General features: G+C 70.0%; 17 protein-coding genes. 16 read left to right on the top strand and 1 reads right to left on the bottom strand.

The features are described from left to right. Positions 1–128 precede the first annotated feature (128 nt). The 4 genes from E0L17_RS02675 to E0L17_RS02660 all read left to right on the top strand — a co-directional run bounded on the left by E0L17_RS02675 (position 129) and on the right by E0L17_RS02660 (position 3241). Positions 129–1313, top strand: coding sequence for an aldo/keto reductase (locus E0L17_RS02675; RefSeq protein WP_167929731.1), 1185 nt, complete (start codon positions 129–131; stop codon positions 1311–1313). 204 nt (positions 1314–1517) lie between these two features. Continuing rightward, a complete protein-coding gene (gene hisF / locus E0L17_RS02670; protein ID WP_167929730.1) occupies positions 1518–2285 on the top strand; it encodes an imidazole glycerol phosphate synthase subunit HisF in 768 nt (255 codons plus the stop codon). Between the two features lie 279 nt (positions 2286–2564). Beyond that, entirely contained in the window at positions 2565–2936 is a 372-nt protein-coding gene (locus E0L17_RS02665; protein WP_167929729.1) for a type II toxin-antitoxin system RelE/ParE family toxin, read from the top strand. Then, the gene (locus E0L17_RS02660; protein ID WP_206108969.1) at positions 2936–3241 is read left to right on the top strand and encodes a helix-turn-helix domain-containing protein; all 306 of its coding nucleotides are present in this window, start codon (positions 2936–2938) and stop codon (positions 3239–3241) included. Before E0L17_RS02665 ends, E0L17_RS02660 begins: the two co-directional genes overlap by 1 nt. Here E0L17_RS02660 and E0L17_RS02655 read toward each other — a convergent pair. Then, entirely contained in the window at positions 3201–4814 is a 1614-nt protein-coding gene (locus E0L17_RS02655) for an FAD-binding protein (protein WP_167929727.1), read from the bottom strand. The genes E0L17_RS02660 and E0L17_RS02655 overlap by 41 nt on opposite strands. Positions 4815–4867: 53 nt before the next feature. On the opposite strand from E0L17_RS02655, the gene hisI reads away from it, so the two are divergent. The 12 genes from hisI (at position 4868) to E0L17_RS02595 (ending at position 21227) form a co-directional block, all read left to right on the top strand. Further along, positions 4868–5242 (top strand): phosphoribosyl-AMP cyclohydrolase, encoded by a 375-nt coding sequence (gene hisI / locus E0L17_RS11195; protein WP_502706246.1) that lies wholly within the window; start codon positions 4868–4870, stop codon positions 5240–5242. A 94-nt stretch (positions 5243–5336) separates the two neighbouring features. Next, positions 5337–5654 (top strand): phosphoribosyl-ATP diphosphatase, encoded by a 318-nt coding sequence (gene hisE, locus E0L17_RS02645; protein WP_167929725.1) that lies wholly within the window; start codon positions 5337–5339, stop codon positions 5652–5654. 154 nt (positions 5655–5808) lie between these two features. Continuing rightward, positions 5809–7092, top strand: a complete 1284-nt coding sequence (locus E0L17_RS02640; protein ID WP_167929724.1) for an NlpC/P60 family protein — start codon at positions 5809–5811, stop codon at positions 7090–7092. Between the two features lie 116 nt (positions 7093–7208). Then, the gene (gene murJ / locus E0L17_RS02635; RefSeq protein WP_286163234.1) at positions 7209–9143 is read left to right on the top strand and encodes a murein biosynthesis integral membrane protein MurJ; all 1935 of its coding nucleotides are present in this window, start codon (positions 7209–7211) and stop codon (positions 9141–9143) included. Between the two features lie 26 nt (positions 9144–9169). Further along, positions 9170–10363, top strand: a complete 1194-nt coding sequence (locus tag E0L17_RS02630) for a DegT/DnrJ/EryC1/StrS family aminotransferase (protein ID WP_167929723.1) — start codon at positions 9170–9172, stop codon at positions 10361–10363. Positions 10364–10502: 139 nt separating this feature from the next. After that, positions 10503–11750 carry a carboxylate--amine ligase gene (locus E0L17_RS02625; RefSeq protein WP_167929722.1) on the top strand — a complete coding sequence of 416 codons (1248 nt, stop codon included), beginning with the start codon at positions 10503–10505 and terminating at the stop codon, positions 11748–11750. A gap of 223 nt (positions 11751–11973) precedes the next feature. Then, on the top strand, positions 11974–12984 hold the full coding sequence (locus E0L17_RS02620; RefSeq protein WP_167929721.1) for a lipid II:glycine glycyltransferase FemX: 1011 nt from the start codon (positions 11974–11976) through the stop codon (positions 12982–12984). A gap of 2 nt (positions 12985–12986) precedes the next feature. Continuing rightward, entirely contained in the window at positions 12987–14915 is a 1929-nt protein-coding gene (gene uvrC / locus E0L17_RS02615; protein ID WP_167929720.1) for an excinuclease ABC subunit UvrC, read from the top strand. Positions 14916–15681: 766 nt separating this feature from the next. Continuing rightward, on the top strand, positions 15682–17286 hold the full coding sequence (locus tag E0L17_RS02610) for an ABC transporter substrate-binding protein (RefSeq protein ID WP_167929719.1): 1605 nt from the start codon (positions 15682–15684) through the stop codon (positions 17284–17286). A 123-nt stretch (positions 17287–17409) separates the two neighbouring features. Next, positions 17410–18375, top strand: a complete 966-nt coding sequence (locus E0L17_RS02605) for an ABC transporter permease (RefSeq protein ID WP_167929718.1) — start codon at positions 17410–17412, stop codon at positions 18373–18375. A gap of 5 nt (positions 18376–18380) precedes the next feature. Continuing rightward, a complete protein-coding gene (locus E0L17_RS02600; RefSeq protein WP_167929717.1) occupies positions 18381–20402 on the top strand; it encodes a dipeptide/oligopeptide/nickel ABC transporter permease/ATP-binding protein in 2022 nt (673 codons plus the stop codon). After that, positions 20403–21227, top strand: a complete 825-nt coding sequence (locus E0L17_RS02595; RefSeq protein ID WP_167929716.1) for an ABC transporter ATP-binding protein — start codon at positions 20403–20405, stop codon at positions 21225–21227. The last annotated feature ends 19 nt before the right edge of the window (positions 21228–21246 follow it).

Genomic DNA, 21246 nt, shown 5'->3' with positions numbered 1-21246 from the left:
AAATCTGGCCGCGTCTTTTTGGCCGTTTGAGGGGCCTCCGAGGGCAAAACTGCCAAAATCGTGCGGACAGATTTGATGTGAGGGCCCGGGGCCGGATCCGACGGCTCGCCGGGGGAGGGGAGAAGGACGTGCAGTACCGCGTGAACCCGAGAAACGGCGACCGCATCTCGGCCCTCGGCCTCGGCTGCATGCGCTTCCCCGGGCCGCCGGGGCGCCCGGACCCCCGCCAGGCCCGCGGCATAATCGCGCGCGCCGTCGAGCGCGGCGTCAACTACCTGGACACGGCCTACCTCTACCCGGGCAACGAGGCCTGCGTGGGCGCCGCGCTCGAGGGGATGGGACTGCGCGACCGGGTCTTCCTGGCGACCAAGCTCCCGCACGGCTCCGTCCGCGGCGCGGCCGACCTCGACCGCATCTTCGAGGAGCAGCTCAGGCGCCTGCGCACGGACCGCGTGGACTACTACCTCATCCACAACGTCACGAGCCCCTCCCAGTGGGAGCGCCTGCGCGCCGCGGGGGCCGAGGGCTGGCTCGCCCGCCAGCGCGCCGCGGGGCGCATCCGCCAGGTCGGCTTCTCCTATCACGGCAGCTCCGGCGACTTCCCCGTCCTTCTCGACGCGTACGACTGGGACTTCTGCCAGATCCAGTACAACTACGCGGGCGAGCGGTACCAGGCGGGCACCGCGGGGCTCCGCGCCGCGGCCGGTCGCGGCCTTGCGGTCTTCGTGATGGAGCCCCTGCTGGGAGGCCGGCTCGCGGACAGGCTGCCCCCGCGCGCCCGCCGCATCCTCGACGCCGCCCCCGAGCCCGGGCTCGGCTCGCCCGCCGCCTGGGGGCTCTCGTGGGTGTGGGACCACCCCGAGGTGACGATGCTCCTCTCCGGCATGGCGTCGCCCGGCCAGGTGGACGAGAACGCCGACGTCGCCGAGCGGGCCCTGCCGGGCGCGATGACGGCCGCGCAGCACGAGGTCGTCGCCCGCGTGGTGGCCGAGTTCGAGCGCTCGAACCGCGTGCCCTGCACCGGGTGCAACTACTGCATGCCGTGTCCGCGGGGCATCAACATCCCGGGGTGCTTCTCGGCCTACAACGCGAGCTACGCGCACGGCTGGCTCACGGGGCTCTCCCAGTACTTCACCGCGAGCGCGGTTCGCACGAGCGAGCCCAGGCTCGTGAGCAACTGCGTGGGCTGCGGCGCCTGCGCGCGCAGATGCCCCCAGCACATCGACATCCCGGCGCGCCTGGCGGACGTCGGCCGACGCTTCCAGCCCGGGCCCGTGGGCCTCGCCCTCAGGGCCTGGGGCCGCCGGCGCTGACCCCCATGTAACATCCTCGGGGCAGAAGGCGCATGCGACCTCTGGTTCCCTTACAGTGGCAGTGTGACCGAGGCGTCCTTCAGCGATTGGGGGCTCGCCGGCCCCCCTCGCGGGGCGAGTCACGAAGTGAGCGAGCGAAGCGAGCGCCGAGCCCCGCGAGAGGGGCCGGCGAGCCCGGGCCCCGACGACCGAAAGGACCATGCCGTGCTGACCAAGAGAGTCATTCCCTGCCTTGACGTGTGCGAGGGGCGCGTGGTGAAGGGCGTCAACTTCGTTGACCTGCGGGACGCTGGCGACCCGGTGGAGCTTGCCCGGCGCTACGACAAGGAGGGCGCCGACGAGGTCGTCTTCCTGGACATCACCGCCACCTCGGACGACCGCGCCACCAAGATCGACCTCGCGAGCCGCGCCTCGGCCGAGCTGCGGATCCCCTACACCGTGGGCGGGGGATTTCGCGACGTGGCGTCCTGCCGCGAGATGATCGCCGCCGGCGCCGACAAGGTCTCGCTCAACTCCGCCGCCGTCAAGGACCCCGCGCTCATCACCGCCGCGGCCACGGCCTTCGGCAGCCAGGCCGTGATCTGCGCAATCGACGCAAAGCGCGTGGGCCGCGAGGACCGCTGGGAGGTCTACCTCGCGGGCGGGCGCGTCGCCACGGGCATCGACGCCGTGGCGTGGGCCGAGGAGGCGGCGCGGCGCGGTGCGGGCGAGATCTTGCTCACGAGCATGGACCGCGACGGCACCAAGGACGGCTTCGACCTCGCGCTCACCCGCGCGGTGGCGCGCGCCGTGCCCATCCCCGTGATCGCGTCGGGCGGCGTGGGCACGCTCGAGCACTTCGCCGAGGGCATCCTCGAGGGCGAGGCCGACGCCGTGCTCGCCGCGAGCGTCTTCCACTTCGGCACCTTCAGCATCCGCCAGGTCAAGGAGTACATGGCCAGCCAGGGCATCCCCGTGAGGCTGGACTTCTAGCCCCCTCGTGCCTCCCTTTGCCGCATCGCAGTCTGCCAAGCGCGCACGTGGCGAGAAGAACGCCCTCGAGCGGGCGGCTCTTCTCGTCTCGTGTGCGCCCCGATGGTTCTGTCGGCCATGCTTGCGCCGGCGGCGTGGGGGCGTGCGGCCCTCTCGACTGCGGATTCAGAATAACCCATGCTCTCTAAAAATAGAACAAATGTACTGAATTGTACGGGAATTATGGTACATTTGTTCTACTGAATCTGCCCTTCCAAATTAGAATAGAAAGGGTATATCATGAAAGCGTGGGAGATTGACGTGGGGCACATACGAAAGTGGCTTGACGATCAGGATGACAGGACCGTCGCCTATGTCTGGGCCGCCCTTTCGGTGCTCTCCGAAAAGGGGCCGGCGCTGGGAAGGCCGCTTGTCGACACCGTTGAGCACTCGAGATTTCCCAACATGAAGGAGCTGCGGCCCGCGTCGCCGGGAGGGAGCGAGATTCGGATTCTCTTCGCCTTCGATCCTCAGCGACAGGCAATCATGCTGCTCGCGGGAGACAAGTCGGCAGGCGCGACGCAGAGGCGGTGGGGAGGGTGGTACAAGCGGGCCGTTCCGGAAGCCGATCGGCTCTATGCTGAGCACTTGAAGAGGCTGGGTGAGAAATGATGGCGCTTTCCCTTGACGATTACCTTGCCGGCCGCGGCATCCCCGACGAGCTGAGGGAGGAGGCGCTGCGCGCGACGCAGGACAAGATCAAGACGTATAACCTCATGCAGGCGCGCAAGAGTCGTGACGTCACGCAGGCCGAGCTCTCCCGCGACATGGGGGTGAGCCAGAAGCGCATCTCGGACATCGAGAACGGTCGACTTGACCTGCTCAAGGTCGATACGCTGAGACGCTATATCGCCGCCCTCGGCGGCACGCTCGAGATCAGCGCTCATCTTCCGTCGGGAACGGTCCGACTGATCTAAGAGAGCGGCTCCGCCGCGGGGAGAGCGGCTCCGCCACGGGGCGCCCGTCCGCGTCAAGCCGCACCACGAGCGGGCGCGCCTGGGCGGGGTCCTCCTCGGGGAAGTCAGCGCGGAAGTGCGCGCCTCGGCTCTCCGTGCGCGCGAGCATCGCGGTGACGAGGGCGCGGGCGGAGAGGGCGACGTTCGCCACGCGCGCGGACCCGGCCCGCGCGTTCTTCTCGTCAAGCTCGTCGAGGAGGCGGAGCATCTCGCGGAGCCCCTCGTCCGTGCGCCCCAGAAGGCAGCGCTCGTCCATGGCGCGCCGCAGGGCGAGAAGGGCCTCTGCCCCGCGTTCCGACGGGGCGCGGGGGAGGGGCTCCCTCGCGTCGTCCTCTCGCGCCCGCCCCGCGGCCCAGGACGCGGCGGCGCGCCCCGCGGCGTGGCCGAAGACGAGGCCGTTGGCGCTCGAGAGGCCGCCGATGCGGTCGGCGCCGTGCATGCCGCCCGTGGCCTCGCCGCAGGCGAAGAGCCCGGGCACGCCGGTCGAGCCGCGCTCGTCGACGAGGATGCCGCCGTTCGAGGCGTGCGCGTACGGGGCGATGCGCAGGCCCTCGTCCGGGCGGCGGCCGAACGCGTCCTCGAACCACGAGAAGTACGTCTGCATGAACTCGGGGAGGCGCGCCGGGAGGTCGTAGGACACCGCCGCGCCGCGCGGGCCGGCGGCCGCGAGGGCGAGGTCGACCGCGCGGTCCGGCAGGCTCGCCGTGAAGGGCCCGTGCCCGCCGCGCGAGTCGAGCAGCCTCCCCGCGTCCGTGGCGTCGAGCCCCTCGACGCGCGCGTAGCGGAAGGTCCGCTCGTTGAAGACGACGTCTCTCACCGGCTCCACGAGGCCCGGCATGATCTGGATGAACTCCGCGTTCACGAGGCGGGCGCCGTGGCGCAGGGCCACGGCGGCGGCCGTGCCCCGCACGTCGGGCATGGTGAGCGTGCGCGAGAAGAGCCCGCCGAAGCCGCCCGTCGCCAGCACGACGGCGCCGGCCCCGATGGCGCGCGCCTCGCCGCGCGCGTCGCGGAGGAGCGCCCCGCGGACCCGACCGTCCTTCTCGGCGAGGTCGAGGAGCTCGTGGCGGGGGAGCGTCACGACGCCGGCGCGCCCGAGCGCCGTCTCGGTCGCAGCCCGGTACGACGCGCGGCCGAGCCCGTGCCAGCTGCGGCGCGCGCGGTCGAAGCAGGGGATGAAGTCGCGCTCGTCGGGGTTGTCCGCCTCGAGGAGCCTGACGCCGCGCCCCTGGAGGCGCTCGATTGCCGGTTGCACGCCGCGCACGAGGGCGCGCGCGAGCCCGGGCAGCGCCACGCCCCTGCCCACCTCGAGGATCGCCCCGACGAGGTCGTCCTCGTCCTTCTCGCCGTCCGGGCCGACGAGGCCGAGGCCCCAGGTGCCGGGGAAGAAGCTCGAGCCGGAGAACGTCTGCCCGGCGCTGGCGAGCGCCACGCGTGCGCCCGAGGCGGCCGCCGCGAGCGCGGCCTCGCAGCCCGCGATGCCCGCGCCCACCACGAGGACGTCGAATACGTCACTGTTACATGCTGCGCACATGGGGCGGCTCCCTTGCCCCCGCGCGCTACACTGGGCACGCGAGAGGAGGCGTCGTGTCCGAGATTTCCGTCGATTATACCTACGCGGGCGAGCCGCTCGAGGTAGCCGCGCCCGGGGCCGCGGGCGTCCGCTTCGACGAGCGCGGCCTCGTGCCCGCCGTCGTCCAGCAGGAGGGCACCGGCGAGGTGCTCATGGTCGCGTGGATGAGCGAGGAGTCGCTGCGGCTCACGCTGGAGACCGGCACCACGTGGTTCTGGAGCCGCAGCAGGCAAGAGCTCTGGAACAAGGGCGCCACGAGCGGCAACGTGCAGAGGGTGCGCCGCGTGCTCGTGGACTGCGACGCGGACACGCTGCTCGTCGAGGTGGACTCGCCGGGCCCCGCGTGCCACACGGGGCACCGCAGCTGCTTCTATCGCGCGCTCGCCTAGGGGCGCGCCGGGCAGGCCAGGCGAGCCAAACGAACCTGACGCCAGTGGCATGCCAAACGAACCTGACGCCAGTGGCACGAGTCGAGGAGGGGCCATGGGGGAGAGAACCGCCAACGTGACCGATGGGAACATCGGCGAGACGATCGAGGGACTCGCGCGCGTCATCCACGGGCGGCGCGAGGCCTCCCCGGAGTCCTCCTACACGGCGCGCCTGCTGCAGGGCAAGGAGGACAGCCTCCTCAAGAAGGTGACCGAGGAGGCCACCGAGGTCGTCATGGCCTGCAAGGACCGCGACCACGACCACATCCGCTACGAGGCGGCGGACCTCGTCTACCACCTGCTCGTCACGCTCGAGCGCTACGGCGTCAGCGTGGGGGAGCTCGCGGGCGAGCTCGACGCGCGGCACCGCTGAGGCCGTGCGCGCGGGGCGCCCCTTTCCCGATTCATGTCTGTGGAGCCGAGGTGGAATGGCTCCCACTCGCCTGCGGTACTGCTAGTATGACGAACAGGCATGGTCCCCAGACGCACAGGCCATGATGAAGGAAAGAACACGTAAGGAGCGTCCTATGTCACTTCGCACGCGCGGCGCGTCCGTCGCCTCCGCAATCGTGCTGACCCTTGGGCTCGGGCTCGCCCCGATGCCGGCCCTGGCCGCCACGTCCGCCGAGCTCCAGTCCGAGCTCGACCAGGCCGAGGCGCAGCTTCACTCGCTCTACTCCTCCGCCGAGCAGGCCAACAACGACCTCGTGAGCGTCACCAACGACCTCAACGAGACCAACGCCCAGATCGATCAGCTCGAGACCGACATCGCCGACCAGCAGGTCCAGCTCGCCGACACGCAGAAGCAGCTCGGCAACCTCATCGCCATGCAGTACAAGGGTGGAGAGGCCGACCTGCTCACGCTGCTGCTCAACTCCGCCGACTTCAACGAGCTCATCACCAACGTCCACTACGCGAGCTCGATCGCGGACCAGAAGCAGGAGGCCATCGACCAGATCAAGACGCTGACCACCTCGCTCGAGGAGAGCCGCTCCAGCCTGGAGGAGCAGAAGACCCAGCAGGAGCAGCTCGTCTCCGACCAGCAGGCCAAGACCGACGAGGTGAACGCCGCGGCGGCGGACGCCCAGGCCTACTACGACCAGCTCTCCGACGAGGTCAAGCAGGCCATCGCCGCCGAGGAGGAGGCCGCGCGCAAGGCCGCCGAGGAGGAGGCCCGCCAGGCCGCCGAGGAGGCCCAGCGCCTCGCCGAGCAGGAGGCCGCCGCGGCCGCCGAGCAGGAGCAGCAGGCCCAGGGTGGCTCCGAGGAGGGCGGCTCCGCCAACGACGGCGGCTCCACCAGCAACGGCGGCTCCAGCAACGGAGGCTCCACCGACAACGGTGGGTCGTCCAACAACGGCGGCTCCTCCTCCAACGGCGGCAGCTCCAGCAACGGCGGCTCCTCCAGCGGCGGCAGCTCCGCGCCCACCGGCTCCGCGAGCGCCATGGTGGCCCGCGCCTACAACATCATCGGCTCCGGCTACAGCTGGAGCGGCTACGTCTGGACCGGCAGCCCCTCGAGCTCGTACTTCACCTGCTCGGGCGTCGTGGACTACGCGCTCGGCCTGCCCACCAACTCCAACAGCCCCGAGACCCTCTACTCGCAGGTCGTCTCGCGCGGCACGTACACCACCAACGCGGGCTCGCTCAAGTACGGCGACCTCGTCTTCTACCGCTACGGCGGGCGCGCGCCCGGCCACGTGGGCATCTACGTCGGCAACGGCTGCGTGATCGACTCCGTCCCGGGCGGCGGCGTCCAGGTGCGCAGCATGTACTTCGTCAACGGCTTCATGGGCGGCGGCTCCATCGTCTAGCGAGCCACCTGCCCGGAGAGCACGTGCGGGAGAGACTCGGCCCCGAGGCGCCTTCGAAGCCTCGGGGCCGTACGTATGGGGCACCCGGCAGCGCGGGTGCCGAGAAGGACGGTCACATGGAGCACGAGACAACCGACATCCCCGCGCGCGGCGCGCACTTCTCGCCTGGCGGAGCTGCCGGGCGTCCTCTCCGGCCCCGGCACGCGGCGGCGCCGCGGCCGGCCTCGCCCGACGACACGATGATCTACGTGGAGGCGGCCCGCGCCGGGCGCGTCCCGTCCAGGCCCGAGCCCGGTCGCCCGTCCCATGCCGCGCGGGGCGAGGCGGCCCCCCTCGCCCCGCGCGGCCGCCACGCGGCTCGCCCCGCCGCCGAGCCCGGGCCCGTTGCCTCTCCCGAGGAGGACGAGGCGGAGGTCACGGGCACCCTGCGCGCGGAGTCCGCCCATGACGGGGAGGACGACGTCGCGAGCGAGGAGGCCGTCGGCCGCTCCGCCGCGATGATGAGCGGCCTCGTCATCATCAGCCGCATCACGGGCTTCATGCGCACCTGGGCCCAGGCGATCGGCCTTGGCGCCACCATGACGGCGAGCGCGTTCACCGTGGCCAACAACCTCCCGAACCAGCTCTACGAGCTCGTGATGGGCGGCATGCTCGTGACGGCGTTCCTGCCGGTCTACGTCTCGGCGAAGAAGCGCGCCGGCCGCGAGGGGGCCACGGCCTACGCCTCCAACCTCCTCTCGCTCGTCGTCCTGCTCATGGGCGTCCTCGCGGTGGCCGCCTTCGCCTTTGCCGAGCAGGTCATCTGGACGCAGTCGTTCAGCGCGAGCGAGGAGTTCGACGCCGGCCTCTCGGTCTACTTCTTCCGGTTCTTCGCCATCTCCATCGTGCTCTACGCCCTCTCGTCCATCATCTCGGGCGTGCTCAACGCCGAGCGCGACTACCTCTGGAGCACCGCCGCGCCCATCGCCAACAACGTGGTGACCACGGCGTCCTTCCTCGCCTATGGCCTGCTCGCGGACAAGAACCCCCAGCTCGCCCTGCTCACGCTCGCCGTGGGCAGCCCGCTCGGCGTGCTCTCGCAGGTCCTCATGCAGGTGCCGGCGCTCCTGCGCCACGGCGTGCGCCTGCGCCTGAGGATCGACCTGCACGACCCGTGCCTGCGCGAGACCGTCTCCATCGGCGCGCCCACGCTCATCGTGACGCTCGTCTCCTTCGCCACCACCTCGATCCAGACGAACTGCGCCCTCTCCGCGACGGCGAGCGGCGCCTCCATCGCCTACTATGCGCGCATGTGGTACATGCTGCCGTACTCCGTCTTCGCCATCCCCATCACCACCGCCATGTTCACCGAGCTCTCCACCTCGGTCGCCCGAGACGACCTGCCGAGCTTCGTGCGCGGCCTCGCCGGCGGCACGGGCAAGATCCTCTTCATGCTCGTCCCCTTCGCCATGTACCTCGTGGTCTTCTCGCCGTGCCTCGCGCGGCTGCTCGGCGGCGGCAACATGGACGTCCAGGCCGTGGGCGACCTCGCCGCGTACATAGCGTGGCTCTCCGTCTCGCTGCCGGGCTACGGCCTTGCCACCTATCTCCAGAAGGCCTGCTCGGCCCTGCGCCGCATGATCCTCTTCGCGGTGGCGGAGTGCATCGCGGGCACGATCCAGATCGTGCTCTGCCTCTGGCTCACGCCCGTCTTCGGCCTCAACTTCGTGGGCTTCAGCTCCACGTTCTTCTTCGTCTCCATCGACTTCGTCATCCTGCTCTTCCTGCGTCGCGAACTCGGCCGCATCGGGATGCGCGACATGGTCGTCGCCTTCCTGCGCGCCTTTGCCCTCGGCGCGGCGGGCGCCGTCGTGGGAGGCTCCATCCTCCTCGGCCTGCAGGCGCTCGCGGGCCCGCTCGGCTCCGGGATGGCCCAGGCGCTCGCCTACGCGGTCGCCGGCGGCGTCCCCGCCCTCGTGGTGACCTTCGGCCTCGCGGCGGCCCTGCGTCTGCCCGAGGCGTCGTTCGTGACCGGCATGCTCTCGCGCCTCGCGCGTCGGCGCGCCGCCTAGCCCGACCCGTTCCGAAAGGAGCCCCCATGGCCCGCACCCCCGCAGAGGAGGCCCTCGCCCGCGCGCTCGCGGAGCGCACCGGCACGATGCCCGAGGACTGGTTCTGCGTCTTCAAGGCCCGCTACGGCATGCAGGCCGCCCTGTCGGCGCTGCGTCCCGCGACGGGGGAGGGCGTGGTCGTGACGCAGCTCTTCACCTGCCTCACGGCCGTCGTCCCCATCGTGGCCGCCGGGCTCGCGCCCGTCTACCGAGACGTCTCCGCCCGCACGGCCTCGCTCGACCCGGAGCGGCTCGACCCGCCCGCCGGCACGCGCGCCGTGATGCTCCAGCACACCTACGGCATCGTCGACGACGCCGAGTCCGAGGAGCTCGCCCGTCGCGCCCATGCCGCGGGGGCGCTCGTGGTCGAGGACAGCGCCCACTGCGTCTGCCGCATGGCGAGAGACGCGTCGGGCGAGCCCGTCGCGGACGTCTCGGTCCACTCGTTCGGCGTCGAGAAGATCCTGCCCACGCACTTCGGCGGCGCCGTGTGGGTGAACCCCGCGAGCCCGCTCTCCGGGCTCGTCCGCGCCGTCCGCGACGCCCTCGCCGCGCTGTCGGAGCCGCCCGCGCGCCTGGACGCCCTCGCCCGGCGCTACCGCACCGAGAACCGCGTCCTCGCACACCTGCCCGCGGGCGTCTCCGCATCCCTGCGCCGCGCGCTCGTCTCCTCCGGCGCGATGGAGCCGGCCGTGAGCGAGCAGGAGCGCCTAGGCGCCGCCGCGCGCGGCCCCGTCCGCGCCTCCGCATGGGTGTGCGAGCGCGCCCTCGCCGCGCTCGCCGGCCTCGACGAGGCCGAGGCCCTGCGGCGCGAGACGGTCGAGGCGTACCGCGCGGCGCTCGGCGGCGTCGACGGCGCAGACACGCTCCCCGCCGCCCTCGAGGGGCCCTCCCAGCCGCTCCTGCGCTACCCGGTCCTCGCGCCGGACACGCGCGCGGCGGACCGCGTCGTCGCGGGGGTCTGCGCCGCCGGGCTCTTCGCCGAGGCGTGGTACCGCCCCGAGCTCGGCCCGGGCGTCCTCGACGCCGCCGCGTTCCGCGTGCCGCCCGACCGCTCCGGCCTGCCGGTCCACGAGCGGCTCGTCGCCACCTGCGCCGCCCTCCCTGCCGACGTGGGCGCCGCGGGCGCCCGCCGGGCCGCCGACGCCGTCCGCGCCGCGCTCGCGGGGGGCGCCGAATAACGCGCAGAATCCGGTACCACAATGTATGTGGCCAGGTAAAATTGTCGCGCATGTCGGATTGTGCGCGAAAACCGTCAAGCTGGCGAGCCGCGCGTCCAGCCGCGCGTTCTTCTCGCCATCACAGCCAGGAGGTTCTGACATGGATCGCATCACCGAGGGGGAGCTCGCAGGCCGCCTCACGCCCATCGTGCTCGGCGGGGACGTCCTCGCGTACTCGTACGCGCGCTGCTTCCACGAGGCCTACGGCGTCACCACGACGGTCTACTCCGGCGTGGACGTCAAGGTGACCTCCTCGAGCCGCTTCGTCGACTACCACGTCGAGCCCGCCATGTCCGAGGGCGAGGACGCCATCGTGGCGCTCCTGCGCGAGCTCGGCGCGCGCCTCGCGGGCGAGGGGAAAGTCGCCCTGCTGCTCGGCAGCGCCGACTGGCACGTGCGGATCATCTCGCGCCACAAGGAGGAGCTCGAGCAGTGGTTCGTCGTGCCGTACAACGACTTCGCCCTGCTCGACGACATCACGCAGAAGGGCCGCTTCTACGAGCTCTGCGAGGAGCTCGGCATGGCGTACCCCAAGACCTGGTCGTTCGACTGCGCGCTCCCCGAGCTGCCGCTCGACCCGGCGGGGCTCCCATACCCGCTCGTGGCCAAGCCCTCCAACTCGGCCCGCTACGACCTCATGGACTTCCCGGGCAAGGAGAAGGTCTACGAGGTGCACGACCCCGCCGGCCTCGCGCGCGTCTTCGGCCTGCTCCACGACGCCGGCTACGACCGCGAGCTCGTGGTGCAGGACTTCGTCCCCGGCGAGGACGACGCCATCCGCTCGCTCACCACCTACTCCGACGCCTCGGGCCGCCTGGTCGCGGTCTCGGGCGGGCGCGTCGTGCTCCAGGACCACTCGCCGGCCCGCATCGGTAACCCCGTGTGCATCCTGCTCGAGCGCTGCGACCAGCTCGTCGAGGACGCGCGCCGCTTCTGCGAGCGCGTGGGCTACCGGGGCTTCGCCAACTTCGACGCGAAGTACGACGAGCGCGACGGCACCTACAAGTTCTTCGAGGTGAACGTGCGTCCCGGCGCCAACACCTGGTACATGGCGCTCGGCGGGGTGAACTTCGCGCGCCTCATCGTGGAGGACTACGTGCTCGGACGTGAGCTGCCCTACGAGGAGGCCTACCGCGACGCGCTCTACACCCTCGTGCCCGCGCGCGTGGTCCGCGACTTCGTCGCCGACGACGCCCTGCGCGAGCGCGCCCTCGGCCTCATCCGCGAGGGGAGGGCCGCGTCGCCCTTCGACTACGCCCCCGACACGATCGCCCACCGGTTCTGGGCGCACCTGCGCTCCGCGCGCCAGTACGAGAAGTTCGACCGCTACCTCGGCAGGCGCCGCTAGCCGTGCCACCGGCGTCGGGCTTGTGCCACTGGCGTCAGGTTCGTTTGGCACGCGCGGCCCGCGTGCCAAACGAACCTGACGCCAGTGGCACAAGCCCGACGCCGGTGGCACGACGACCCCGCCGCTGGGGGTTTCGCGGAGTCGCGCCTCCGGGCCCGCCCGACCGCGGAGGCTGGGTTAGGATGATGGGGAGTAACCGGACCGGAGAACGGAGCGTCGCCAGATGCAGGTGAGAGAGCTTACGCGCGAGGAGTACGAGCGGGCACTGACGGAGGTCGACCCCAATCCGCCGGTCGAGCAGCTCGGCGTCTGGCAGGACTACGAGTCCACGATCCCCGGCCGCTCCCACTGGGGCTGCGTCGCGCTCGAGGAGGGCGGCCGCACGCTCGCCGTGGCCTCCTTCCAGCAGTACGAGACCCACGGCTATCGTTACCTGCGCGGCCACCACGCCCCGGTCTGGGCGGAGGCGCCCTCGGCCGAGCAGGAGTCCGCCGCCCTCGCCGCCCTCGCCGACTTCGTCCGCGCGCGGGACAAGAAGCAGGTCTTCGCCCGCCTCGCCGTGGCGCACGAGCTGCCCGAGACGAGCCCCTGCCTCTCCACGGTGCCCTACGACACCACGGTGGTCATCGACCTCACCGGCGGCGACGAGGCCATCCTCTCCCGCATGAAGCCGCGCGGCCGCCGCGACGTCCGCAAGGCCCTGCGCGAGAGCCCCGCGACCTGCGCGGACGAGACCGAGCTCGCGCTCGCCTCCTTCGAGGAGTACTACGACGTCATGCGCGAGACCGGCGAGCGCGACGGCTTCACGCCGGCCGCCATCTCCGACTACGAGGACATGATCCGCATCCTCGGGCCCGAGCACTGCCGCGTCTTCGCCGGGCGCCACGAGGGCCGCGTGGTCACGTGGTCCATCGTGACCATCTCCGGCAACCGCGCCACCCGCTACTACGGCGCCTCGCGCAGCGACACCATGCGCCTGCACGTGACCGACAAGCTCGTGTACTTCGAGTGCTGCGAGCTGGGCTCGCGCGGCCTTGCGGAGTACGACCTGATGGGCATCGGCAGCGAGTTCTCCCCCTCGATCATGGGCCTCAACGAGTTCAAGACCAAGTTCGCCAAGGACGGCGTGCGCCCCGTGGCCCCCGACCGCGACCTGCCGCTCAAGAGGGCGTTCTACCGCACGCTCGTGGGCGTGCGCGACGTGCGCGACCGCCTGCGCGGCGGGCGGGAGTAGCCGTGGGCGAGCCCACGCTCGCCGAGCAGGTCGCCCGGGTCCCCACGGACCCCGGCTGCTACCTCTGGAAGGACGGCAAGGGCGAGGTCGTCTACGTGGGCAAGGCCAAGAACCTGCGCGCCCGCATGCGGCAGTACGTGACGCTGCAGGACGACCGCGAGAAGATCCCGCTCATGATGCAGGTCGTCAGGTCCTTCGACTACGTCGTGGTGGGCTCCGAGCACGAGGCGCTCGTGCTCGAGCGCAACCTCATCGCGCAGTACCATCCCTACTTCAACGTGGACTTCAAGGACGACAAGTCCTACCCCTACATCGCGATAACGGAGTCCGACGTCTTCCCGGCCATCAAGTACACGCGTGAGAAGCACCGCAAGGGCACGCGCTACTTCGGCCCCTACACCGACGCGCGGGCCGCCCGCGAGACCATCGACACCCTGCGCAAGGTGATCCCCATCTGCATGGCCACCTGCGTCGAGTGGAAGCGCGCCCGCCGCCTGCTCGAGAAGAGCCCCGAGCAGGCCTCGGTCGCCAACCTCATGCTCGCCGAGCGGTGCCGCCCCTGCTTCGACTACCACGTGGGGCGCGGCCCCGGCGTCTGCGCCGGCATGATCGACACCGTGGAGTACGCCCGCCACGTGCGCCAGGTGGAGAACTTCCTGCGCGGCAACCGCTCGCAGGTGGTGGGGGAGCTCACCGAGCAGATGCGCGAGGCCGCAGCGGACCTCGACTTCGAGCGCGCCGGCCGCCTCAAGGCGCGCCTCGACGGGCTCGACGCGCTCGACGACCGCCAGCAGGTGGTCTTCTCGTCCAGCGTGAGCGCGGACCTCATCGGCTTCTACCGCGAGGAGACCATCAGCTGCGCGTGCGTCTTCGCCGTGCGCGAGGGCCGCACCGTCCGCTCCGTCGAGTTCGTGCTCGACAAGGGCCTCGACACGGGGGAGGAGGAGCTCGTCTCCGGCTTCCTCAAGCGCTACTATGACGAGACGGCCGACGTGCCCGCCGAGGTGGACCTGCCCGTGGAGCTCGAGGACGCGGAGCTCATCGAGGGCTGGCTCGCCGAGAAGCGCGGGCACTCCGTGCGCCTGCGTCGACCGCAGCGCGGCGAGAAGCGCCACCTGCTCGACATGGCCTCGGCCAACGCGCGCCATGCCCTCATGCGCTACATGGTGCGCACCGGCTATGCCGACGACCGCACGAACAAGGCGCTCCTGCAGCTCGAGAGCGCGCTCGCCCTCGACGCGCCGCCGATGCGCATCGAGTGCTTCGACATCTCGACGCTGCACGGCCACTTCACCGTGGCGTCGATGGTGGTGTTCACCAACGGCCGCCCGGACAAGTCACAGTATCGCCGCTTCAAGATCCAGACCCCGCTCACCGAGGCCAACGACTTCGTCTCCATGTCCGAGGTCCTCGGACGGCGCTACTCCCCGGAGCGCATGGCGGACGAGCGCTTTGGCAGCCGCCCCGACCTGCTCGTCGTGGACGGCGGCAAGCCCCAGCTCACGGCCGCCATGGAGCAGCTCGCCGAGCTCGGGCTCGACATCCCGGTCTGCGGGCTCGCAAAGTCCGACGAGGAGATCTTCGTCCCCTGGGACGAGACGCCCGTTGTGCTGCCCTCCGGGTCGCCCTCGCTCTACCTCATCAAGCAGGTGCGCGACGAGTCCCACCGCTTCGCCATCACCTTCCACCGCGAGCTGCGCGACAAGGCCATGACGCGCTCGGTGATCGACGACGTCCCCGGCGTGGGCCCCAAGCGCAAGCGGGCGCTCATGCGCCGCTTCGGCTCGATCAGGAGGATGCGCGAGGCCACGGTCGAGGAGCTCGCCGCGACCCCGGGCATCCCCGCCGAGGTGGCCACGGCCGTCTGGCAGGCGCTGCGCGCCTGGGACGAGAAGGACGGGCCCGCGGGCCCCGGGGCGGGCGAGGACTAGCCCTCCTGCCGCGCGGTCCTTCTCGCGACGCCTCCCCGCACCCGGACGCCGCGTCATGTCGGACATCGCCTGGCACCCGACGAGGCGGCGAGAAGGACCTCGGCCCGCGGAATCGCCGCCCTCGCGTCCGCGCCTGACGCTCATTTCCGGAACTGAGCACGGGTGGGTACTCAATTCCGGAACTGAGCGCGGAGCCCCACTCAGTTCCGCATCTGAGCGCCGCCCGGCGCCCGACGAGGCGGCGAGAAGGGCTGCGGCCCGCGGAATCGCCGCCCATGCGCCCGCGGCTGACGCTCAGTTCCGGAACTGAGCGGGGTTCGGTGCGCACTTCCGGAACTGAGCGCTTCGCGGCGAAGTCCGACCCGGGGCGAGCCCCGGTCGAGCCCAGGATGAGGCGGGAACGCGCGGCGGTGCGCATAGGATATGGAATCGATACCGCTTCGCGTCATGATACAAGTGGTTCCACATTGTGATACCAGTTGACGAGAAAAACCTTTGTCTGTCATTCATGAATCAGTTCGAAATCGCCGATTCAACAGCTATTTGTTCGAAGTTGATTGGTTCTTATCGCATAGAAAACAGAAGCGAAATAGGGTCCAACCAGAATACCAATACACAATAAGCCTACGGGAACCTTACCGTCTGGGGTACCAAAACGCACCGTCGGCCGTTTGCTACGGGGAGATTGCGCCCGCATTTCGTAGTGTTGAATACCAAAGGGACGGCTGCCCAAGACGGGGCGGCCGCAGGAGGAAAGGGAGAGAACATGAAGAAGCTCATGAACAGCGCCGTGTCGCGTCGCGCGTTCCTCGGTGGGGCGGCCGCGGCCGGCGCTCTGGGCCTGGCGGCCTGCGGCGGTGGCGGGGACACCACCGGCGGCGAGACCGGCGGCGAGACCACCTCGGGCGGCGGCACCATCACCGCCGGCTCCGCGTACGCCCCCTCCGAGTACAACCCGACGAAGACCTCCTCGGCCTTCTGCCTCGGCTCCAACTGGCACGTCCTCGAGGGCCTCTACGGCACCGACCCGCACGACTACTCCACCTTCCCCGAGCTCGCCACCGGCGACCCGGAGCAGGTCGACGAGACCCACTTCACCATCACCGTGCGCGAGGGCGCCGCGTTCTCCAACGGCAACCCCGTGACCACCGCCGACATCGTCGAGTCCTTCGACCGCACCAAGGCCGACGCCACCTACTCGGCGTTCCTCGCCCCGATCGACGCGCTCGAGGCCACCGATGACACCACCATCACCGTCACCACGGCCGTCGCCAACTTCTCGCTCCTCAAGGAGCGCCTGGCGCTCGTCCGCGTCTTCCCGGCGGGCACGACCGACGACGAGCTCTCCAACCAGCCCGTCGGCTCCGGCCCCTGGATGTACAGCTCCATCACCGACAACGCCGTCGACCTCGTTCCCAACCCCAACTACAACGGGTCCTTCCCGGCCGAGGACGCGGGCCTGCACTATGACATCCTCGTCGACGCCACCGCGCGCATGACCGCCCAGCAGCAGGGCACCACGCTCGTCATGGAGTCCGTCACCGCCGACGCCATCGAGATGATCGAGTCCGCCGGCTGCAAGGTCGACAAGGTCCAGGGCTTCGGCACCCGCTTCATCATGTTCAACACCGCCAAGGCGCCGTGGGACAACAAGGTCGCCCGCCAGGCCGTCATGTACGCCATCAACACCGACCAGATGATCTCCAACATCTTCAGCGGCCTTGCCGCCTCCGCCTCGTCCTACATCCCGCAGGACTTCCCCAACTACCAGGAGGCCGCGACGGTCTACACCTACGACCAGGAGAAGGCCAAGAGCCTGCTCACCGAGGCCGGCGTGACCCCGGGCGACCTCAAGATCCGCTGCACGGACAACACCCAGGCCTCCGGCATGGCCACCCAGGCCAAGCAGGACCTCGACGCCCTCGGCTTCAACTGCACGATCGCCGAGGAGACCTCCGCTGCCACCTACGCGGCCATCGACGGCGGCTCGGACGACTTCGACATCCTGATCGCCCCGGGCGACCCGTCCTGCTGGGGCGCCGACCCCGACCTGCTCCTCAACTGGTGGTACGGCGACAACGTCTGGCAGCAGACCCGCACCGGCTGGGGCGGCTCCGCAGAGTTCGCGCAGATCCGCGAGCTCATGACCACCGCCCTCGGCCAGTCCGGCGACGAGCAGCAGGCCACCTGGAAGCAGGTCTACGACATCATCGCCGAGAACGCGGTCCTGTACCCGCTCATCCACGTCCAGACCGTGACCGCCTCCTGGGCCGACGCCGCCGCCAACCCCATGGGCACCGCCATCGAGGGCTTCGAGGGCATCGGCACCACGGGCATGAACTTCATCGGCTGCAAGACGGTCACCGCGTAGCCTTGAGAAACGCCCCCGTTCCCCACTGAAAGGCTGGGGAGGCACAAAGGACGTTCGAGGGGCCCGGGCCTAGGTTCGCTCGGGCCCCTCTCTTTAACGAAAGGCATAGAGAGAGGAGAGGGTATGAACAACCTCCTGCGCCTCGTCGGCCGGCGCCTCATCGCGCTGCCGATCATGGCCCTGGGCGTCACCCTGCTCGTGTTCTTCCTCATGTCCTTCACCGACCCCTCAATCCCGGCGCGCACCGTCCTCGGCGAGGGCGCGTCCCCGGAGGCGGTCGAGGAGTACATGGACGAGCACGGCATGAACGACCCGTGGCCTGTCCGCTACGTCGACTACATCGGCGGGCTCTTCCAGGGCGACCTGGGCACCTATGGCAGCCGCCAGACGCCCGTCGCCACCGCCATCGCCTCTGCGCTCCCGATCACGATGCAGCTCACGTTCTTCGGCCTGCTCCTGGCCGCGATCTTCTCGTTCACCCTCGGCGTCATATCGGCGCTCTACCGGGACAAGTGGCCTGACCAGGTGATTCGAGTGATATCCATCGCAGGCATCGCCACACCGTCGTTCTGGCTGGCGGTCCTGCTCATCCTCGCCGTCACCCTGGGCGGGCTCACGCGCGTCTTCCCGTCCGCCGGCGCCCTGCCCAACCTTTTCGCCAACCCCGGCGGCTACTTCGGCCGCATGCTCATGCCCGCCATCGCCCTGGCCTTCCCGGTCATCGGCCAGATGACGCGCATCGTGCGCACCGCCATGGTCGAGGAGCTCGACAAGGACTACGTGCAGACGGCCCGCGGCAGCGGCATCCCCGAGAACGTCGTCATCGCCAAGAACGTCCTGCGCAACGCCCTCATCACGCCCGTTACCACGCTTGGCCTCAAGATCGGCTACCTCATGGGCGGCGCGGTCGTCATCGAGGTCATCTTCGCGCTCCCCGGCATGGGCACGCTCATCCAGCAGGGCATCACGGGCGGCGAGATCATGCTCGTCCAGGGCGTCGTCGTGGTCGTGGCTCTGGCCTTCGTCATCATCAACATCGTGGTTGACATGCTCTACCTGCTGATCAACCCGCGCATTAGGACGGTGTAGGCCCCATGACTAAGATTAGGGAAAACAAGACCGCCCAGCTCGAGAAGGCCGCGGCCAAGGGGCTCAAGCTCGGCGGCCTCAAGAAGATGAGCATCTCCAGCAAGATCTCGCTCGTCCTTCTCGTCCTGGTGGCGCTCTCCGCCATCCTGGCGCCCGTCATCGCCCCGCATGACCCGCTCGAGATCACGACGGCCTACCAGCCGCCCTCGGCCGAGTACGTGTTCGGCACCGACAACGCCGGTCGCGACATTCTCTCCCGCATGCTCTACGGCGGTCAGTATTCGCTCGTGATCGGCTTTGGCGCCACGCTCTTCGCGCTCGTGCTCGGCTCGATCATCGGCGCCGTCGCGGCCGTCGCCCGCAAGGCCGTCTCCGAGGTCATCATGCGCGTGCTGGACGTCATCATGTCCATCCCGGGCATCGCCCTCGCCGCCATCCTGGTCCTCATCCTCGGCAACTCCGTGCCGGCCATCATCTTCTCCATCGGCTTCATGTACACGCCGCAGATTGCGCGCATCGTCCGCGCCAACGTGGTGTCCGAGTACGGCGAGGACTACGTCCGCGCGGTCATCGTCTCCGGCGCCCGCGCCCCGTGGATCCTCATGAGGCACGTCCTACGCAACTGCATCGCGCCGATCATGGTCTTCACGGTCACGCTCGTCGCCGACGCCATCATCTTCGAGGCGTCGCTCACCTTCATCGGCGCCGGCATCGCCGAGCCCACGCCCACGTGGGGCAACATCCTCTCGTCCGCGCGCGACGGCGTCCTGCTCGGCCGCTGGTGGCAGGCGCTCTTCCCGGGCATCGCGATCATGGTCACGTGCCTTGCCCTCAACATCCTCTCCGAGGGCCTGACCGACGCCATGGCCGCCGCCCCGTCCGCCCCCGTGAGCAACGAGAACGCCGAGAGCCGCCGCGAGGCCGACCTCCTCGTCGCCGACCCGGTCCGCGCCTACAAGGAGCAGGCCGACTCCCTCGCCCGTCGTCTCGGTGCCCTGCGCGAGGTGGAGCTCGCCCGCACCGACCGCCGCGTGCCCGACTACTCCGTGGAGCCGATCCTCCAGGTCAAGAACCTCTCGATCGGGTTCCCGCGCCACGGCGACGTCCACGTGGTGGACAACGTCTCCTTCGACGTGCGCCCGGGCCAGTGCATGGCCCTCGTCGGCGAGTCCGGCTGCGGCAAGTCCATCACCACCAAGACCATCATGAACCTCCTGCCCGACAGCGCCCGCATCTCCGGCGAGATCATCTACAAGGGCAAGGACCTCCTCAAGCTCACCAAGGAGGAGCACCGCAAGCTGTTGGGCCACGAGCTCGCGATGGTCTACCAGGACTCGCTGTCCTCGCTCAACCCCTCGATGCTCATCTCCGCGCAGATGAAGCAGCTCACGAGCCGCGGCGGCACCCGCAGCGCCGAGGAGCTCCTCGAGCTCGTCGGCCTCGACCCCAAGCGCACGCTCGAGAGCTACCCGCACGAGCTCTCCGGCGGCCAGTGCCAGCGCGTCATCATCGCCATGGCGCTCACGAGGAACCCGTCGCTGGTCATCTGCGACGAGCCCACCACGGCCCTCGACGTCACGGTCCAGAAGCAGGTCATCAAGCTGCTGAACGACCTCCAGAAGCAGCTCGGCTTCGCCATGATCTTCGTGTCCCACGACCTGGCGCTCGTGGCCGAGGTCGCCTCCGAGATCACGGTCATGTACGCCGGCCAGGTCATCGAGTCCGCCCCCACCAAGGAGCTCCTCACCAACCCGATCCACGAGTACACGCAGGGCCTGCTCGGTGCCGTCCTCTCGATCGAGGCGCACGACGGCAGCCGCCTGCACCAGGTGCCCGGCTCCGTCCCGAGCCCCGCGGACTTCCCCAAGGGCGACCGCTTCGCCCCGCGCTCGAGCCACCCCACGGTCGGCCTCGACGTCCATCCCATCCTCAAGCCCGTTCCCGGCGCCGACCATCACCTCGTATCGGAGATCCCGGACGAGGAGCTCGCGAAGAACGGTCTCGTCTCTCGACTGGAGGTGAGGTAGATGGCGGAGAAGACCTCTGGGCAGACCCCCATCATCTTCCTGGACAACATCTCGGTCACGTTCAAGTCCCGCACGGGCTCGCTCTTCCACCCCAACCTCGTGCATGCCGTGAACGGCCTCACGCTCAAGCTCATGCCGGGTGAGACGATCGGCATCGTCGGCGAGTCCGGCTGCGGCAAGTCCACGACCGCCAACGTCATGTGCGGCCTGCAGTCGCCCACGGACGGCCACGTCTACTTCAAGGGCGAGGACGTCACCAAGCGCACCGCGGAGCTCCGCAAGAAGATCGGCCGCGTGGTCTCCGTCGTCTTCCAGAACCCGGCCACCGCGCTGAACCCGCGCATGTCCGTCCACGACCAGCTGCTGGACCCGCTGATCGTCCACAAGGTCGGCTCCGACGACGAGCGCGAGGCGCGCATCAACGAGCTGCTGGGCATCGTCGGCCTGCCGTCCTCCGCGATGTACGCCCTCCCGGGCCAGCTCTCCGGCGGCCAGCGCCAGCGCGTCGCCATCGCCCGAGCCCTCTCACTCCAGCCGGACGTCATCATCGCCGACGAGCCCACGTCGGCCCTCGACGTCTCCGTCCGCGCGCAGATCCTGAACCTGCTCACGGACCTCAAGAAGGAGCTCGGCCTGGCCATGGTCTTCATCAGCCACGACATCCAGACGGAGCGCTACATCTCCGACCGCATCGTCGTCATGAACCACGGCCAGATCATGGAGGAGGGCCCGGCGCGGCAGATCTTCGAGGACCCGCACGACGCGTACACCAAGACGCTCCTCGGCGCGGCCCCGTCGCTGCTTCACCCCAACCTCGGGCAGTAGGCCCCAAGGCCCTGCGGCG

Source organism: Olsenella sp. SW781 (assembly GCF_012027725.1).
GTDB lineage: Bacteria > Actinomycetota > Coriobacteriia > Coriobacteriales > Atopobiaceae > Thermophilibacter.
This window is presented reverse-complemented; position numbering and strand designations above follow the sequence as displayed.

Bases quoted from the DNA above. Each gene is read 5' to 3' on its own strand.
- E0L17_RS02665 (WP_167929729.1), top strand. From the start codon at position 2,565: ATGAAAGCGTGGGAGATTGACGTGGGGCACATACGAAAGTGGCTTGAC.
- E0L17_RS02660 (WP_206108969.1), top strand. From the start codon at position 2,936: ATGGCGCTTTCCCTTGACGATTACCTTGCCGGCCGCGGCATCCCCGAC.
- E0L17_RS02655 (WP_167929727.1), bottom strand. From the start codon at position 4,814: ATGTGCGCAGCATGTAACAGTGACGTATTCGACGTCCTCGTGGTGGGC.
- hisE (WP_167929725.1), top strand. From the start codon at position 5,337: ATGGGGGAGAGAACCGCCAACGTGACCGATGGGAACATCGGCGAGACG.
- E0L17_RS02640 (WP_167929724.1), top strand. From the start codon at position 5,809: ATGTCACTTCGCACGCGCGGCGCGTCCGTCGCCTCCGCAATCGTGCTG.
- murJ (WP_286163234.1), top strand. From the start codon at position 7,209: ATGGAGCACGAGACAACCGACATCCCCGCGCGCGGCGCGCACTTCTCG.
- E0L17_RS02630 (WP_167929723.1), top strand. From the start codon at position 9,170: ATGGCCCGCACCCCCGCAGAGGAGGCCCTCGCCCGCGCGCTCGCGGAG.
- E0L17_RS02625 (WP_167929722.1), top strand. From the start codon at position 10,503: ATGGATCGCATCACCGAGGGGGAGCTCGCAGGCCGCCTCACGCCCATC.
- E0L17_RS02620 (WP_167929721.1), top strand. From the start codon at position 11,974: ATGCAGGTGAGAGAGCTTACGCGCGAGGAGTACGAGCGGGCACTGACG.
- E0L17_RS02610 (WP_167929719.1), top strand. From the start codon at position 15,682: ATGAAGAAGCTCATGAACAGCGCCGTGTCGCGTCGCGCGTTCCTCGGT.
- E0L17_RS02605 (WP_167929718.1), top strand. From the start codon at position 17,410: ATGAACAACCTCCTGCGCCTCGTCGGCCGGCGCCTCATCGCGCTGCCG.
- E0L17_RS02600 (WP_167929717.1), top strand. From the start codon at position 18,381: ATGACTAAGATTAGGGAAAACAAGACCGCCCAGCTCGAGAAGGCCGCG.
- E0L17_RS02595 (WP_167929716.1), top strand. From the start codon at position 20,403: ATGGCGGAGAAGACCTCTGGGCAGACCCCCATCATCTTCCTGGACAAC.